At 65.0% G+C, this 15,381-nt stretch carries 13 protein-coding genes and 1 pseudogene; 4 read left to right on the plus strand and 10 right to left on the minus strand.

Annotated elements, in window-relative coordinates:
- Positions 1-5: 5 nt before the first annotated feature.
- Both I7X09_RS02380 and I7X09_RS02385 read left to right on the plus strand, forming a co-directional pair.
- The gene (locus tag I7X09_RS02380) at positions 6-1,541 is read left to right on the plus strand and encodes a 1,4-alpha-glucan branching protein domain-containing protein (RefSeq protein ID WP_200317627.1); all 1,536 of its coding nucleotides are present in this window, start codon (positions 6-8) and stop codon (positions 1,539-1,541) included.
- The gene (locus I7X09_RS02385) at positions 1,538-2,782 is read left to right on the plus strand and encodes a glycosyltransferase family 4 protein (protein WP_200315387.1); all 1,245 of its coding nucleotides are present in this window, start codon (positions 1,538-1,540) and stop codon (positions 2,780-2,782) included. The genes I7X09_RS02380 and I7X09_RS02385 overlap by 4 nt, the downstream gene beginning before the upstream one ends.
- A gap of 10 nt (positions 2,783-2,792) precedes the next feature.
- Here I7X09_RS02385 and I7X09_RS02390 read toward each other — a convergent pair whose 3' ends face one another.
- Both I7X09_RS02390 and I7X09_RS02395 read right to left on the minus strand, forming a co-directional pair.
- Positions 2,793-3,428 carry a maleylpyruvate isomerase family mycothiol-dependent enzyme gene (locus I7X09_RS02390; protein WP_200315389.1) on the minus strand — a complete coding sequence of 212 codons (636 nt, stop codon included), beginning with the start codon at positions 3,426-3,428 and terminating at the stop codon, positions 2,793-2,795.
- Positions 3,429-3,525: 97 nt separating this feature from the next.
- Positions 3,526-4,290, minus strand: coding sequence for an acyltransferase (locus tag I7X09_RS02395; RefSeq protein WP_095969185.1), 765 nt, complete (start codon positions 4,288-4,290; stop codon positions 3,526-3,528).
- 137 nt (positions 4,291-4,427) lie between these two features.
- Here I7X09_RS02395 and I7X09_RS02400 point away from each other — a divergent pair, with 137 nt between their 5' ends.
- Positions 4,428-5,735 (plus strand): outer membrane protein assembly factor BamB family protein, encoded by a 1,308-nt coding sequence (locus tag I7X09_RS02400; protein WP_166809701.1) that lies wholly within the window; start codon positions 4,428-4,430, stop codon positions 5,733-5,735.
- A 1-nt stretch (position 5,736) separates the two neighbouring features.
- Here I7X09_RS02400 and I7X09_RS02405 read toward each other — a convergent pair whose 3' ends face one another.
- The 5 genes from I7X09_RS02405 to I7X09_RS02425 are packed head-to-tail and all read right to left on the minus strand — an operon-like array spanning position 5,737 to position 10,452.
- Positions 5,737-6,894, minus strand: coding sequence for a THUMP-like domain-containing protein (locus I7X09_RS02405; protein WP_124566337.1), 1,158 nt, complete (start codon positions 6,892-6,894; stop codon positions 5,737-5,739).
- Between the two features lies 1 nt (position 6,895).
- Positions 6,896-7,912: a class I SAM-dependent methyltransferase gene (locus I7X09_RS02410; RefSeq protein WP_003944733.1), complete on the minus strand. Its 1,017-nt coding sequence runs from the start codon at positions 7,910-7,912 to the stop codon at positions 6,896-6,898.
- Between the two features lie 53 nt (positions 7,913-7,965).
- The gene (locus I7X09_RS02415) at positions 7,966-8,745 is read right to left on the minus strand and encodes an enoyl-CoA hydratase/isomerase family protein (protein ID WP_200315391.1); all 780 of its coding nucleotides are present in this window, start codon (positions 8,743-8,745) and stop codon (positions 7,966-7,968) included.
- 10 nt (positions 8,746-8,755) lie between these two features.
- Positions 8,756-9,574, minus strand: coding sequence for an NUDIX hydrolase (locus I7X09_RS02420; protein ID WP_200315393.1), 819 nt, complete (start codon positions 9,572-9,574; stop codon positions 8,756-8,758).
- Positions 9,575-9,630: 56 nt separating this feature from the next.
- Positions 9,631-10,452, minus strand: a complete 822-nt coding sequence (locus tag I7X09_RS02425; RefSeq protein ID WP_003944728.1) for an ABC transporter ATP-binding protein — start codon at positions 10,450-10,452, stop codon at positions 9,631-9,633.
- A gap of 117 nt (positions 10,453-10,569) precedes the next feature.
- Between I7X09_RS02425 and glgX the strand changes: the two are divergent.
- Positions 10,570-12,546: pseudogene (gene glgX, locus I7X09_RS02430) on the plus strand (glycogen debranching protein GlgX); the annotation flags it as partial.
- On the opposite strand, the gene yczE reads toward glgX, so the two are convergent.
- From yczE to serB, 3 genes are read right to left on the minus strand one after another with little or no spacing between them, the layout of a single operon-like run.
- The gene (yczE, locus tag I7X09_RS29655) at positions 12,459-13,253 is read right to left on the minus strand and encodes a membrane protein YczE (RefSeq protein ID WP_325100628.1); all 795 of its coding nucleotides are present in this window, start codon (positions 13,251-13,253) and stop codon (positions 12,459-12,461) included. The pseudogene glgX and the gene yczE overlap by 88 nt on opposite strands.
- Before the next feature lie 38 nt (positions 13,254-13,291).
- Positions 13,292-14,038, minus strand: coding sequence for a peptidyl-tRNA hydrolase (locus I7X09_RS02435; RefSeq protein ID WP_200317629.1), 747 nt, complete (start codon positions 14,036-14,038; stop codon positions 13,292-13,294).
- A 53-nt stretch (positions 14,039-14,091) separates the two neighbouring features.
- Entirely contained in the window at positions 14,092-15,312 is a 1,221-nt protein-coding gene (gene serB / locus I7X09_RS02440; RefSeq protein WP_020969288.1) for a phosphoserine phosphatase SerB, read from the minus strand.
- Positions 15,313-15,381: the final 69 nt, after the last annotated feature.

Consider the following 15,381-nt stretch of genomic DNA (forward strand, 5'->3'; position numbering starts at 1 on the left):
CGGGGATGTTCGCCCTGGTTCTGCACTCCCATCTGCCTTGGCTCGCCAACCACGGCAGATGGCCCGTCGGCGAGGAATGGATCTACCAGTCCTGGGCTGCGTCGTACATTCCGCTTGCCGCCGCGCTTCGACGCCTGGCCGACGAGGGCCGATCGCACCTGCTGACACTGGGAATCACGCCGGTGCTCGCGGCTCAGTTGGACGATCCCCACTGCCTCGCCGGGATGCATCACTGGCTCGGCAACTGGCAGATCCGTGCCCACGAAGCCGCCGGGATGCCGGACGCGGCGCACCGCGCACTCGGCGCGCGCGAACACCGGGCGTCAGCCGCCGCTCTGGAGGATTTCGAGACTCACTGGCAGCACGGCGCTTCCCCGGTGTTCCGGGACCTCATCGATCGCGAGGCCTTCGAGCTTCTCGGCGGGCCGCTGGCCCACCCGTTCCAACCCCTGCTCGATCCTCGCTTGCGGGCCTTCTCTCTCCGCGAGGGTCTCGCCGACGCGCATGCCCGGTGGAGCCACACTCCGACCGGGATCTGGGGACCCGAGTGCGGGTACACACCGGGTATGGAGCGCGGGTACGCCGAAGCGGGCGTCACCCACTTCATGGTCGACGGTCCCGCCTTGCGCGGCGACACGTCCCTCGGCCGCCCGGTTCGTGAATCCGACGTGGTTGCCTTCGGCCGCGACCTGCAGGTCAGCTACCGCGTCTGGTCCCCGAAATCCGGATACCCGGGTCACGCTGCTTACCGCGACTTCCACACCTACGACCACGAGACGGGCCTCAAGCCGTCGCGGGTCACCGGACGGACCGTCGACTCCGCCGACAAGTTGCCGTACGACCCCGAACTCGCTGCCGCCGCCGTCGACAAGCATGTTGCCGACTTCGTCGAAACCGTTCGGGCGCGTCTGCGCAGTGAATCCGCCCGTATCGGCCGCGACGCCCTCGTGGTCGCGGCTTTCGACACGGAACTGTTCGGGCACTGGTGGCACGAAGGTCCGCAGTGGCTCGAAAAGCTCCTGCGCGCGCTCCCCGAGGCCGGAATTCGCGTCGGGACCCTCGCGGACGCCAAGGCATCGGGATACGTCGGCGAACCCGTTCAACTCGAGGATTCGTCCTGGGGATCGGGCAAGGACTGGCGCGTGTGGGCCGGCGATCAGGTGTCCGACCTCGTGCAACTGAACTCCGAAGTAGTCGAGACTGCCCTCACCACCGTGGACAAGTCTCGCGGACGCGACAACGCTCCCGGCCGACCGGAACTGCGAAACCGCGTCAACGATCAGGTACTTCGCGAGACACTGATGACAGTTTCGAGCGATTGGGCATTCATGGTGAGCAAGGATTCGGCCGCGGGGTACGCCCGCGAACGCGCACACAAGCACGCCCACGCGACCAGGGAAATCTCCGAAGCGGTGGTTTCCGGCCGCGACACCGTCGCCGAGCGCCTTGCCGAAGGCTGGAATCGTGCCGACGGATTGTTCCCAGGTCTGGATGCACGCCGTCTGCCCGACACGGAACTGGCGAACGGGAGTGCGTCGTGAAGATTCTCATCGTCTCGTGGGAGTACCCACCGGTCGTCGTGGGCGGGCTCGGTCGCCACGTCCACCATCTCGCCACCGAGCTTGCGGCTGCAGGCCACGAGGTTGTGGTCCTCTCACGGCGACCGTCCGGCACCGATGCGTCCACGCACCCGACGGTCACGCACATCTCCGAAGGCGTCCTTGTCGTCGCGGTGGCCGAGGACCCCGCTCACTTCGTCTTCGGTGAGGACATGCTCGCGTGGACCCTCGCGATGGGTCACGCGATGGTCCGCGCCGGGATGGCGCTGCACAAGCCGGGAGTGGGCGAGGGCTGGCAGCCGGACGTCGTACACGCGCACGACTGGCTGGTCGCACATCCGGCTATCGCCCTGGCCGAATTCTATGACGTCCCACTGGTTTCCACACTTCACGCCACCGAGGCGGGTCGCCACAGCGGCTGGATCTCCGGACGCATCAACCGCCAGGTCCACTCCGTCGAGTGGTGGCTGGCAAACGAATCCGACTCTCTCATAACCTGTTCGGCGTCCATGCAGGAAGAAGTGACCGAGCTCTACGGTCCGGCGCTTCCGCCGATCACCGTCATCCGCAACGGAATCGACGTGACCACGTGGAACTTTCGCGAACGTGGACCGCGGTCCGGACCGCCGAAACTCCTCTTCGTCGGCCGCCTGGAATACGAGAAGGGCGTGCAGGACGCCATCGCGGCTCTCCCCCGAATCCGTCGTAGCCACCCCGGCACGACCCTCGCGATCGCGGGCGAAGGCACCCAGTTCACCTGGCTCTACCAACAGGCGCGGACTCATCGCGTCGCGCGGGCAGTGGACTTTCTCGGCAACCTCGATCACACCGAACTGCTCAGCTGGCTGCACGGAGCGGACGCCATCGTCCTGCCGTCCCGCTACGAGCCCTTCGGGATCATCGCCCTCGAAGCGGCGGCAGCCGGCACTCCGCTGATCACGTCCACCGCAGGCGGACTGGGCGAAGCCGTCGTCGACGGGGTGACGGGGATGTCCTTCCAACCGGGCGACATCGCCGGGCTCACCTCGGCTGTCCGCGAGGTTCTCGACGATCCCGCCGGGGCGCAGGAACGGGCAGTGGCCGCCCGCGCACGCCTGACATCGGACTTCGACTGGCATCAGGTCGCCGAGGAGACTGCTCACGTCTACGCAGGCGCAAAGCGTCGGGTGCGGCAGCCGTTGGCTCGTCCGCAGATCCCCGAGCGTCCGCTACCCGGCCGCTGAAGCGCTGATCTCAGAGGATCGGGAGTGGCGCGGTGAAGCGAGAACTCGCGTCCCCGAGCAGATGGCCGGGTGGCAACATCCGGCCGCACAGCACCAGCAGCAGATCCTGCGCCGCTCCGTGGACCTCGGCGCCGGCGCCGTACGTCCAGTCTCGGTCGTCGGCGCGCAACCGAGCGCCGTCGAGGTCCGTCCCGAAATACTTCACGGTTTTGGGCGAGAGTCCGCTGAGCACGCGAGTGAGCCGGTCTTCTGGCACCACGTAATCGTCGCCGAGTGCCACGCGAATGTCCTGACCGTGGATCACGTCGTGCGAGAGTGCACCCTCGAAGCCACCACCCGGCGGCTTCCACGGGTGTGCAACGTTGTCGCGAAGCGAGGCAAGCAATTGTTGCTCACCGACTTCCGACGCGTCGGCGAGCGCTCGCCGATTCGACATCTTGTTGAAGTTTCCGCGTGACTTGACCATTTCCACGACGAATCGCGGCGCCGAGTATCGGTAGGGCATGGTGATGTGCGCGATCACTTCGCGGACCCGCCACCCGTCGCACAGGGTCGGCGCGTTCCACTGCTCCGTGCTCAGGCCTTCGAGAAATCCCACCAGTTCGCGGCGCTGCGCCACGACCCATTCGGGTGTCTGTTCGCTCATGTCGGCACTCCTTTCACCGGCGCAGACTTTCGGCGCCGATACCGATACAGACCGGTGGCGGCGCCGAAAGTAATCGCAGGTTCTGTCAGAACGTGAGCTAAGGCGTCGACGACGCGTCGGCAGCGTCCGCAGCAGCCTTCTTGCGTGCGATGTCCTCGAGTGCCGCGATGTACTTCGCACGATCGGCAGCGCCGGCTTCCCAATCGGACTTGCGGTTCTTGACCGCCTTTGCGGGCGAGCCGACAGCGATGCTGTAATCCGGGATGTCTCCCTTGACGACGGCGTGCGCACCGAGAACACAACCGCGTCCGACGCGGGTATTTCGCAGCACGGTGACCTTCGCTGCCACCCAGGTGTCCGGGCCGATACGGACGGGGCCCTTGACGATGCCCTGGTCCTTGATCGGTGTGTTGATGTCGTCCATGCGGTGGTCGAAGTCGCAGATGTAGCACCAGTCGGCTACGAGCGTCGACGCACCGATTTCGATGTCGAGATAGGTGTTGACGACGTTGTCCTTGCCGAAGACGACCTTGTCGCCGATGCGCAGCGAACCTTCGTGGCAACGGATCGCGTTGCCGTCGCCGATGTGTACCCAGCGCCCGATCTCGAGGCGGGACAGATCGGGGGTGGAATGGATTTCGACGTTCTTGCCGAGGAACACCATGCCGCGCAGGATCACGTGCGGGTTGGCCATCTTGAACTTGGCGAGACGGTAGTACCGCACCAGGTACCAGGGTGTGTACGCCTTGTTCGCCAGAACCCATTTGAGGGAATCGACGGTCAAGAACTTGGCCTGATCGCTGTCGTTGCGGCGTGATCCCCGCCATCGAGTGCGCAACGGTGCGCCCCACATGCTCGTCATGAGTGTTCAGCCTACGTGGGGTCGACTCACCGACCCTCGGGGTGTGCCCCGTCACGTTGCCCCGGTCGGGATAGTCTCTGCTCCGGGCTTGTGCAGTTACCGAAGGCTCTTGACGAAGTGAAGGCAGGGAGATTGTGATGCGGCGGGTCCTACGGTCGTCCGTGATGGTGTCGACGGCGATCGTTGCGGTCCTGATCGCCGGTTGCGGCAGCGACGACGGACGGGTGGACCGGTACGCGTCGGCCGGTTGGCCGGCCATGCACGCCGACGCCCGCAACAGCGACACGAGCCCGGTCACCGGTTCACGCGATGTCGAGTTCGCATGGTCACGCCCCCTCGGCGGTCCGGTTGCCGCGTACGCGTCGGTGGCCGCGAACGGCCAGAGTTTCGTCACCGCCCGCACCGAGAACGGCTGCAATCTCTTTTCTTTCCAGATGGATTCGGGTCGCAAGAAGTGGTGCGCTCGACTCAACGACGGAGTAGTCGCCTCGACGCCCGTCGTCGACACGGCCACCAATGTCTACGTCGGCGAGAGCGGCGCGATGATGTCCTTCACCGAAACGGGTCAATTGCGTTGGCGCACGCTCGTTGTGGGCACTCCCCTCTCGTCGCAGTTCACCGGCGACGGAAACCTGTTGTTCATCACCCAGCTGGGTCAGATCAACGTGCTCAACCCGCAGACCGGCGCAAAAGTTCTTCCGTCGTTCGACCTGATCCCGCCGCCGTCGATCGACCAGGGCTCGAATGCAGAACTCATTCCCGACAACAAGGGTTTGAACGAGTGCTTCCTCGGTACCGCCGGCTGCCCGGTGGCCAATACGCCGGCAGTCGACCTGGGCACCGGCAAGTTCTACTTCACCTTCTACGGACCCAGTTCTCAGGCAGCCGATCTGGTCGCCATGAAGTACACGGGCGGTGACAATCCGTCCATCACCCGCGAGTGGTCCACCGACGCGCTTCCCGGTGGGACGGCGTCGAGCCCGGACCTGTCGAAGGACGGCAAGACCGTGTACGCCACCGACAACAACGGGTCGCTGTGGGCGGTGGACGCCGAAACCGGTGACACCAGATGGAGTTACGACATCGGCTTCAACTCGGCCGGTAGTGCCTCGACGTCCGACGACGGTTTGATCATCCCCGCCGGCGGCGACAAGGGTCACCTCCTTGCCGTGCGCGACGAGGGAGATCACGCCGAACTCGCCTGGGAACGCAAAGACCTTCTGCAATTGGGCGTTCCGGCGCAGACCGCCGGCAACACCGGCTACACCGTCGTCCGCGAGGGTGAGAACGGACTGAGCCTGATCACCTTCGACACCGAGACCGGTGAGACGGTGGATCAGGACACGCTGCCCGGAGCGGTCGGCTTCACCGTCGGCACCTCCATCGGTCCGAAGGGTGAAGTGTTGACGCCCAGCGCAATCGGTGAGCTGTTCGTCTTCAAGTGAGCTAGCGGGACGCCTCACAGATGAAGGCCGACGCCGATCGTCCGATCCGCACGATCACGACGCTCAGCGCAAGCGAGCCCTTGAGCTTGAGCCGTGGACGCAGCACTGCCGGGTCGACGTCGACTCCTCGCACCAAAATTTCGGCCACCCCGCAGTCCCTCTTGGACAGCGTCTGTTTGAGCAGTTTCTCCGAGTACTTGATCTGCTCGAGGATCCGGAATCCGCGAACTCCCTCAGGGACGCTGTCGCCGGTCAGATAGGCGATCCGCGGATCGAGCTGCCACAGGCCGTGTCTGGCCGCGTAGTGGCGCACCAGGCCTGCGCGCACTACCGCTCCGTCCGGGTCGATGATCCACTCCCCCGGAGCCTGCTCCGGAATAACGTCGTCCTCGGCGTCGGTGATCGCCCACCCGCTCCCGTCGGAGCGAAGCACCGAAGCTCGACGCGTGACGCCGGACTCGGCCAGTCCCGTCGACCACAGGCAGGCTTCCTTGACTCCGCCGTCGAGCGAGACGACCTCGACTTCGCCGGCCCAGCCGAGGTTGTCGAAATCGAGTCCGGGAGCGCACTTCACGGCGAGATCACGGCCGGAGTACGCCTCGATGAGGTCCGGTAGCGGCGGCATCAGGGCTGCGGGATCGTGAGTGCGACGACCGCCCGATCGCCGCGCCGGGTCCGCCAGTACGACGGTCTCGCGTGTCGTCGGGCGGAGTGCGTCGGCACGCAACAACGCTGCGCTCGGTACATTGCGCTGCGCCATCGCCAGCCGAACGGAATCGATGTCGCTGCCGATCACGCGATGCGCAACTCCGGTCAAGGCGTGCAGTTCGGCGCCGATCGAGCACGTCACGTCGTGGACGTCGCGCCCGATCAGACGCTGCGCGCGGTGCGCCGCCACGACGCCGGGAGTGGCCTGCTGCATCGCGTCGTCCGTGAACAGCCACTGATCACTGCCGGGCAGTTTCGCAGCGGCTTTGCGTCGAAGCAGGACAGTGTCCACGAGCGCAGGCATGTGATCACCGAAACGCGTACGCGCCCGGCCGATGTCGGCCAGACGCGTACGCGTGGACAGTTCGAGCTGATCCACCTCGGCCAAGGCAGCTACGCCGGAATCACTTCCGAGATAGTCGACGTCGCCGAGGGTGAAGTCATAACCCAATTCAGTTGCCGGGCTTCACGCCGGTGATCATGACGTTGTAGAAGAATCCGCGAGGAACGACGTGGCGGAGCACCTTCTCGTCGACCCAGCTGAGCGTCTTCCAACCACCGAAAGCGAAACGCCCCCAGCCCCAACCGAGCTTCTCCGGCGGAACAGCCGCCTCGAAGGTACGGACCGGCCAGCCGAGCAGCGCCGCGGCGAATTCCTCGGTGGCAGCGTGGACCTGATCGGCGCCGGCGGACTTCGCCATGTTCTCGAGGTCCGTGGGGTCGAACGTGTGGATGTCGACGACAGCCTCGAGAGCTGCTGCGCGAGAAGACTCGTCGAGCTCCTCCTGCGGGCGACGCCAATCTGCCAGGAACGGCAGCTTGGTCACGCGTGTGGTTGCTTCCCACGTCGCGCGGCCGAGCCAGCGGGCGTAGAAGTTGCCGACAGTCGTGGGCTCACCGGCGAAGACGAAACGACCGCCGGGCTTGAGAACACGGAGGACCTCGCGCAGCGACTTCTCCACGTCCGGGATGTGGTGCAGCACGGCGTGGCCGACCACCAGGTCGAAGGTGTTGTCCTCGTACGGGATGGTCTCGGCGTCGGCAACACGGCCGTCGACCGGAAGGCCGAGGCTTTCGGCATTGCGCAGTGCGACCTTGACCATGCCGGGCGAGAGGTCGGTGACCGAACCGGTCTTGGCGACTCCGCCCTGCATCAGGTTCAGGAGGAAGAATCCGGTGCCGCAACCCAGCTCGAGGGCGCGCTCGTACGGGAGCGGCTGGTCGCCCGCGACGGCGTCGAAACGACCACGTGCGTAGTCGATGCAGCGCTCGTCGTACGAGATGGACCACTTGTCGTCGTAGGTTTCGGCTTCCCAGTCGTGGTAGAGCACCTGAGCGAGCTTGGTGTCCTTACGAGCGGCCTCGACCTCTTCGGCCGTGGCGTGCGGCCGCGGCGCGGGGTCGACTACCGAGGTGTCGGTAGCGGCGGGCGGCGTGACGGTTGCGTCGTCATTCGGGCTGGCTGTCATGGCGGCTATCCTACTCGCTGGTAAGAGATGAACAAGTTCTAGTTTAGGGGAGCCTACTCGCCCGTGAACTCGGCCTTGCCCGGACCGTTGGCGATGAACGACTCCATGCCGATCGTCTGATCCTTGGTCGCGAACAATCCGGCGAACAGATGCTGCTCGATCTTGAGGCCGGATTCCAGGTCGGTGTTCAGACCTTCGTCGATGGCTGCCTTGGCAGCAGCCAACGCGCGTGACGCTCCCCCGACAAACTGGGAGGCCCATGTCCGGGCCGCGGTGTAGACGTCGTCGGGAGCGACGACCTCGTCGACCAAACCGATGGCCAACGCCTCGTCGGCCCCGACGAAACGGCCGCTGAAGACCAGATCCTTGGCCTTGGCCGGACCGATCAGCCGAGCGAGGCGCTGCGTTCCGCCGCCACCGGGAATGATTCCGAGCAGAATCTCCGGAACTCCGAGCTTGGCATTGTCTCCGACGATCCGGCGATCGGCCGACAGTGCAACTTCGAGACCGCCACCGAGTGCATATCCGGTGATCGCGGCAACGGTCGGCTTCGGGATGGACGCCACGGCGCCGAGTCCTGCCTGCATGCCGCCGATCGCGTCACGGATCTGGCCGTAATCCATCTCTGCCATTTCCTTGACGTCGGCGCCGGCAGCAAAAACCTTCTCGCCGCCGTAGACGATGACTGCCTTTACTGCCTTGTCGACGGTCGCGGCGTGTGCAGCAACGGCCAACTCGTCCTGGACCTGACGGTTCAGCGCGTTCATGGGCGGGCGCGCCAGACGGATGGTGCCGATGCCTTCGGAAACTTCGAGAGTCACAAATTCAGCCATGATCGAGAATCTACTTTGCCACCTTGATCGACCACGGATGCGGTCCGGCGGTGTAGTAACCGTCCTGGTTCGGGAATTCGACGCGCAGTGTTTCCTCGTCGGTGATCAGCGTCGGCAGGATGACGGGGATCTCCGGCTCGGCTGCGAGTATCTCCGCCACCGAGCTGAACTTGGCCAATTCGGTCAGCTGGCTCCACGTCGGCGGCAACAGGATGCTGCCACCCTCCCGCCAGTGCGCCAGCGCGTCCTGCGGGCTCTGCCAACGCACCTCGGCGGCCTCGGAGGTGACCCCGTCCGCGATCTGTCCGGTCGGTGACGCTGCGACGAAGAATCGGGTGTCGTAGCGGCGTGTCTCGCCCACCGGCGTGATCCAGTTCGCCCACGGCCGCAGCAGATCCGCTCGCAGGACCAGGTTCTCCTTCTTCAGGAAATCGCTGAACGACAGCTCGTGCTTTTCGAGAGCAACGCGGTCCTGTGCGTAGCCGGCCGTGTCCGCGACGACGGTGTCCGCGGTCGGTCCGGCGAGCAGGACGCCGCACTCCTCGAAAGTTTCCCGCACCGCAGCCAAGACGAGAGCCTTCGCCCGAGCCACATCCGTGCTGAATCGCTCGGCCCACCACTCGACGGAAGGGCCGGCCCACTCGACCTCGGCCGTCGCATCGGACTTGTCGACGCCGCCGCCGGGGAAGACCGTCATGCCCCCGGCGAACGCCATCCCCTGCACTCGTTGAAGCAGGAAGATCTCGATACCGGATTCGGCATCGCGCACCAAGATGACGGTCGACGCATCCTTGGGCTCGGGGACAGCGTTTGCATTCTCGTTAGCCATGCTTCGCGAACCTACGCGATCTGTGATCTGGGCCGCATTTCAGGTCCCACTGACGCTCACGCGCGATGAGCTCCGGACGGCCTCGCACGTCGCGCGAAGTATCGGCCGTCCGCCTTGTCGAGGCTGATGGACTGGCTGAATGCCGCGCTCAGATTTTCGGCGGTGATCACGTCGTCCAGAAGACCCTGGGAGACGACCTCACCTTCCTTGAGAAGGAGTGCGTGCGTGAAGCCCGGCGGGATTTCCTCGACGTGATGGGTGATCAGAACGGTAGCCGGGGCGTCCGGATCGGCAGCCAGTTCTGCGAGTCTGGCCACGAGTTCCTCACGGCCACCGAGGTCGAGCCCAGCGGCGGGCTCGTCCAGAAGAAGAAGTTCGGGATCGGTCATCAGGGCTCGCGCGATGAGGACTCGCTTGCGCTCGCCTTCGGAAAGCGTCCCGTACGTCCGATCCGCCAGGTGCTCGGCGCCGAGGCTTTCGAGCATCTCCACAGCACGCGATGTGTCCATGGATTCGTACTCCTCGCGCCACCGACCGAGGACGGCGTAGCCGGCCGACACGACGAGGTCGCTGACCTTCTCGTCGCCGGGCACCCGGTTCGCCAACGACGACGAGGACAGTCCGATTCGCGGGCGCAACTCGTTGACATCGACCTTGCCGAGAACTTCACCGAGGAGGTGGGCAGAACCGCTGGTCGGGAAAGTTTCACCGGCTGCGATTCGCAGCAGCGACGTCTTGCCGGCACCGTTGGGTCCGAGCACCACCCATCGCTCGTCCAGCTCCACTTTCCAGGTGACGGGCCCCACGAGAGTGGACCCTCCCCGGCGGATGAGTACGTTGTCGAAATCGATGAGCAGATCTGGATCAGGTAGCGGCACCCGAACATCTTCCCGCACATTCTCCGGCCGTTCACGGCAGGATCATCTTGCGTGTCGCCTCTCATCGAAACTCCCGCCCCGACGCCCGGGTCTCCATTCCCACTCGGCGCCCACATCGTGGACTCCGGAACCCAGTTCGCGGTCCACGCACCAGCTGCGTCGAGCGTCCAGATCTGCCTGATCGACCAGGACGGAAACGAAGATCGCGTCGAACTCCGGCAACACACGTACGGAATCTGGCACGGGATCATCGCCGGGATCGGCGCGGGGCAGCGGTACGGAATTCGGGCGAGCGGCCCGTGGAATCCGCGTGCCGGACTGAGACTGAATCCACACAAGCTGCTCATCGATCCGTGGGCGCGCCGCATCGAAGGGGAACTCGGTGACCACCGCGCCCTCCTGTCGTACGCCGACGATCCTTTCGGCGACCCGTCGACGCTCGACTCGCTCGGCCACGTGCCGCTGTCCGTGGTGACTCCCGGCCTCGCTCCCGCCTCGGCCCGCCTCGAGACGCCGTGGGAGGAAAGCGTGATCTACGAACTGCATGTCGGCGCATACACCGCCGCTCATCCAGGAGTTCCCGCCGCCCACCGCGGAACGTACCTCGGCCTGACGGCACCGGCTGTGATCGATCACCTCGTCTCACTCGGCGTCACCGCCGTGGAACTGCTTCCCGTACAGGCGTTTCTGACCGAACACAGCGTCCGCGAGCGAGGGATGCGCAATCACTGGGGATACTCGACGGCGTCGTACTTCGCCCCACATCCCGGATACGCGGCGACTCCGGGCGGCGAAGTCACCGAGTTCCGGATCATGGTCGACGCACTCCACGCGGCAGGCATCGAGGTCATCCTCGACGTCGTCTACAACCACACCTGCGAGCAGAGCGTCGACGGAATCAGTGTCAGCTGGCGAGGTTTGGACGGCCCTGGCTACTACCTTCTCGACGGAAACGGCCGCGACATCGATCTGACCGGGTGCGGCAACACGGTCGACGCCTGCTCCCCCATCGCCGTCCGCATGATCACGGACAGCCTCCGTTACTGGGCCACCGAAATGGGTGTCGACGGCTTCCGATTCGATCTCGCGAGCGCGTTGGGTCGGCCGCGCGGCGGGGCCTTCGACCAGCGCGCGTCCATCCTGTCCGCCATCTCCTCCGATCCGGTCCTGACTCGGTGCAAGCTCATCGCCGAACCGTGGGATGCGACGGCCGACGGTTACCAGGTCGGAAACTTCGGACTCCAGTGGTCGGAATGGAACGATAAGTACCGCAGCACCATTCGCCAGTTCTGGAACGGCGGCTCCAGCGTTCGGAAGGTCGCGTCGCGCCTCGCCGGTTCCGAGGACATCTTTGCCGGCAGCGGCCGTCGCCCCTGGGCGTCGATCAACTTCGTCACGGCGCACGACGGGTTCACCGCCGCCGATCTCGTGGCATACAACCACAAGCACAACGAGGCCAACGGTGAAGACAATCGTGACGGCGCCGATCACAACGATTCGTTCAACCACGGAATCGAAGGCCCGAGCACCGATCCCGAGATTCAGGACGCCAGGGCACGTCACGTACGGGCGCTACTGGCCACACTCGTGCTGTCGACAGGCACACCGATGCTCACCGCCGGAGACGAGTTCGGCCACAGCCTGGGCGGAAACAACAACGCGTATTGTGTTCCCACACTTGCCTCCCCAACCGATTCGTGGGCACTGGACTGGGCGAGGGCCGATCAGTCGTTGGTGCAGTTCGTCTCCCGAGCGTTCGGGTTACGCCGAGCGGCACCGGCGCTGCGTCAGCCCGAATTCTTCGAAGGCAGAAGGAGACTGGAGCACCCGGACCTCGTCTGGTTCGACTATGCCGGCGTCGAGTTCGACGACACCGCATGGTACGACGAGAGTCACCGAACGCTGCAGGCCTGGATCGACGGAGCCGACGTTCGGTCTCACACTCGGACCGGGCGCCCGCTCGGTGACGACAGTTGGCTCCTGATTCTGCATTCCGGCGGACCGGTTCAGGTCACGGTCGGCACTCCGGAATGGTTCGACGGCACCTTGACTGCATCGTTCGATTCGGCGTCACCGACCGGCGAACCTGCCTCCACGGCGGAAGTTCCCGTCGGCACCGAGATCTCGTTGACCGGACCCACGGTCTTGGCCTTACGTTCGGTGTCACGTCCGCCGGTAACCGCCGCAGTCATGGAATCCGGCAGCACCTTGATCAGGAATTGAATGGTCGGCCCGATCCCGAAGGCGTACAACACGGTTCCGACGCCAACGGTTCCACCGAGAAGCCATCCGGTAGCGAGGACCGCGATTTCGATGCTGGTACGCACGAGCCTGACCGACAAGCCGGTGCGCGCGACCAGTCCTGTCATCAACCCGTCGCGGGGACCCGGCCCCATGCCTGCGCCGATGTAGAGAACGCTGGCCAGACCGTTGAGGAGGATGCCCGCGACCATGATCACGGCACGAACTGGCATGGAATCGAAGACCGGCAAGAAGGCCAGTGAAGTATCCACCGAGATTGCAATGACAACGACATTCGCGACCGTGCCGAATCCTGGCCGCTGACGGATCGGAATCCAGAGCAGCAGTACCACCGCACCGGTAATGGCAGTGATCACACCGAAACTGAGCGAAACATGCTCGGCCACACCCTGATGAAACACATCCCAGGGGTCCAGTCCGAGGCCGGCAGTGATCATCATGGCCATCGAGAAGCCGTACAACCACAGACCGACGAACAGCGAGGCGAATCTCCGTATCAACACTCGACCATCTTGAAGGCCACTGGACTGTTCATCCATAGCCAAGTTGCCGACACTGGACTGGTCGGGTGAGGTCTCTACGGAACAGCGATGACTGTCATGGAGCCTGGTGCCACTTCCGTGAACCCCGCATCGCGCACCGCGACGGCCTCCGACCTCTTCAATCCTCCTACTGCCTCGGCCCACTGTTTCGGACTTGCGTCGCGTACCGAGCAACGGAAGTCGTTCTGCGCCCATGCCCAGCACTGTTTCTCGGACATGGCCGCTGCCAACAACATCGAGGCATGCCCGACCTGTGCCGACGCCTTGCCTACCGTCATCTCGAGCGCCGAGTCGATCCACAGCACCGGAATGCCAGGCTCGGGCTCGCCAGGCTCGTCGTGCTCGAGGTCGGTGCCACCGATCTGCAACTTCTTGATTCGCGGGTCCAGTTCTCCGACCGGCCCGGGAACCAGAGCCCGCGCCTGGGCACCATCCACGTCGACGGTGATTCCCGGTACCTCTTGCGCGGCGAGCCACTGGGCTCCACGCGCTCGGCGAGACACTTTCCGGATCCGGGCACCCACCCACGCCGAATAGTCCTCGTGCCACGGGCCGGGCTCCCCGTCTTCGGTGAACCCGACGCGTTCGTCCAGACACAGCGCCACTGCCGCCGATGCCGCAGCCTCGAGCAATGCGGTGCGCTTGGGCGGGTCTGCCTTCGGAATGTGGAGAACGATCGGCATCGCCAGCACCAGCGCCGGATCTGCGGGATCGTCTCGCCCTCCGTAGCCAGCAGCCAACACCGCGTGGCGCTCGCGCCAGCGAGAATCGGGGCCGGACATCACAGCTGGATCGGAACTGACTGCTGGATCGGAACTGACTGCTGGATCGGAACTCATGGAATCGGTACGCGTCGTACGCCACCGTCGACGGCGTCCGCAGCCTCGACCTCGTCGCGGGTCACACCGAGAATGAACAGCACGGCATCGAGGAAGGGATGCGACAAAGCCGCGTCCGCGACCTCCCGCAACGCAGGCTTGGCGTTGAACGCCACACCCAGGCCTGCGGCGTTGAGCATGTCGATGTCGTTGGCACCGTCACCGACAGCGACGGTCTGTTCCATCGGAACACCGACCTGATCGGCGAACTTGCGCAGCGCGACGGCCTTCGCAGCGCGGTCGACGATTTCACCGATCACACGTCCGGTCAGCTTGCCGTCGACGATCTCGAGGGTGTTGGCGTGCACGAAGTCCAGTTCGAGTTCGTGTGCGAGGCCTTCGATGACCTGGCGGAAACCGCCGGACACCACGCCGCAGTGGAATCCGAGGCGGCGCAGGGTGCGAATCGTGGTGCGCGCCCCCGGCGTCAATTCGATGCTCTCTGCCACCTCGTCGATGACGGAGGCATCGAGACCGGCCAGTGTCGCCACACGCTGGTGCAGTGATTCGGTGAAGTCGATCTCGCCGCGCATCGCAGCTTCGGTGACGGCGCGGACCTCGTCCTCGACTCCGGCCTTCGCGGCGAGCATCTCGATGACCTCGCCCTGAACGAGCGTCGAGTCCACGTCGAACACGATCAGACGCTTGGCTCGGCGAGCGAGACCTGCGCGCTCGACTGCGATGTCGACGTTTTCGAGAGCGGCGACCTCGGCGAGTCCGGTACGCAGCTTCGCGTCGCCGTCGACAGTATCGGCTGCGCTGACGCTGAGTTCGAGGCCGGTGACCGGATAATCGGCGACACCACGGATGGAGTCGATGTTGGCGCCCTGCTTCGCGAGTTCGCGTGCTACCGAGCGCATGGCGCGAGCATTGACCGGGCTGCCGAGAACAACGACGGCGTGAGTGGACACTGCAGGTCGCCCGGGATCGGCACCGATTTCGATGTCGACGTTCATTCCGACCGTCGCCATCGCCTGTTCGAGCTCTTCCTGAAGAGCTTCGGGATCGTTCGGGCAGGCCACCATGACCCCGAGTGTCAGTCGACCTCGAATCACCACCTGCTCCACGTCGAGCAGACGCACATCGTGCCGCGACAGCGCCGCGAACAGTACCGAGGTGACGCCAGGGCGGTCCGGCCCGGTCACAGTCACCAGAACAGTGGTGTCAGAGGCACCCACCGAAAACTCCGATCGTTTCTTCGTTCGCGTCTTGATCGTCACTATTGTGCCAAGCGAAAGGCCCCACCC

This window comes from Rhodococcus sp. P-2, from assembly GCF_016598535.1.
In the GTDB taxonomy this organism is placed as follows: Bacteria; Actinomycetota; Actinomycetes; order Mycobacteriales; family Mycobacteriaceae; genus Rhodococcus_F; species Rhodococcus_F baikonurensis.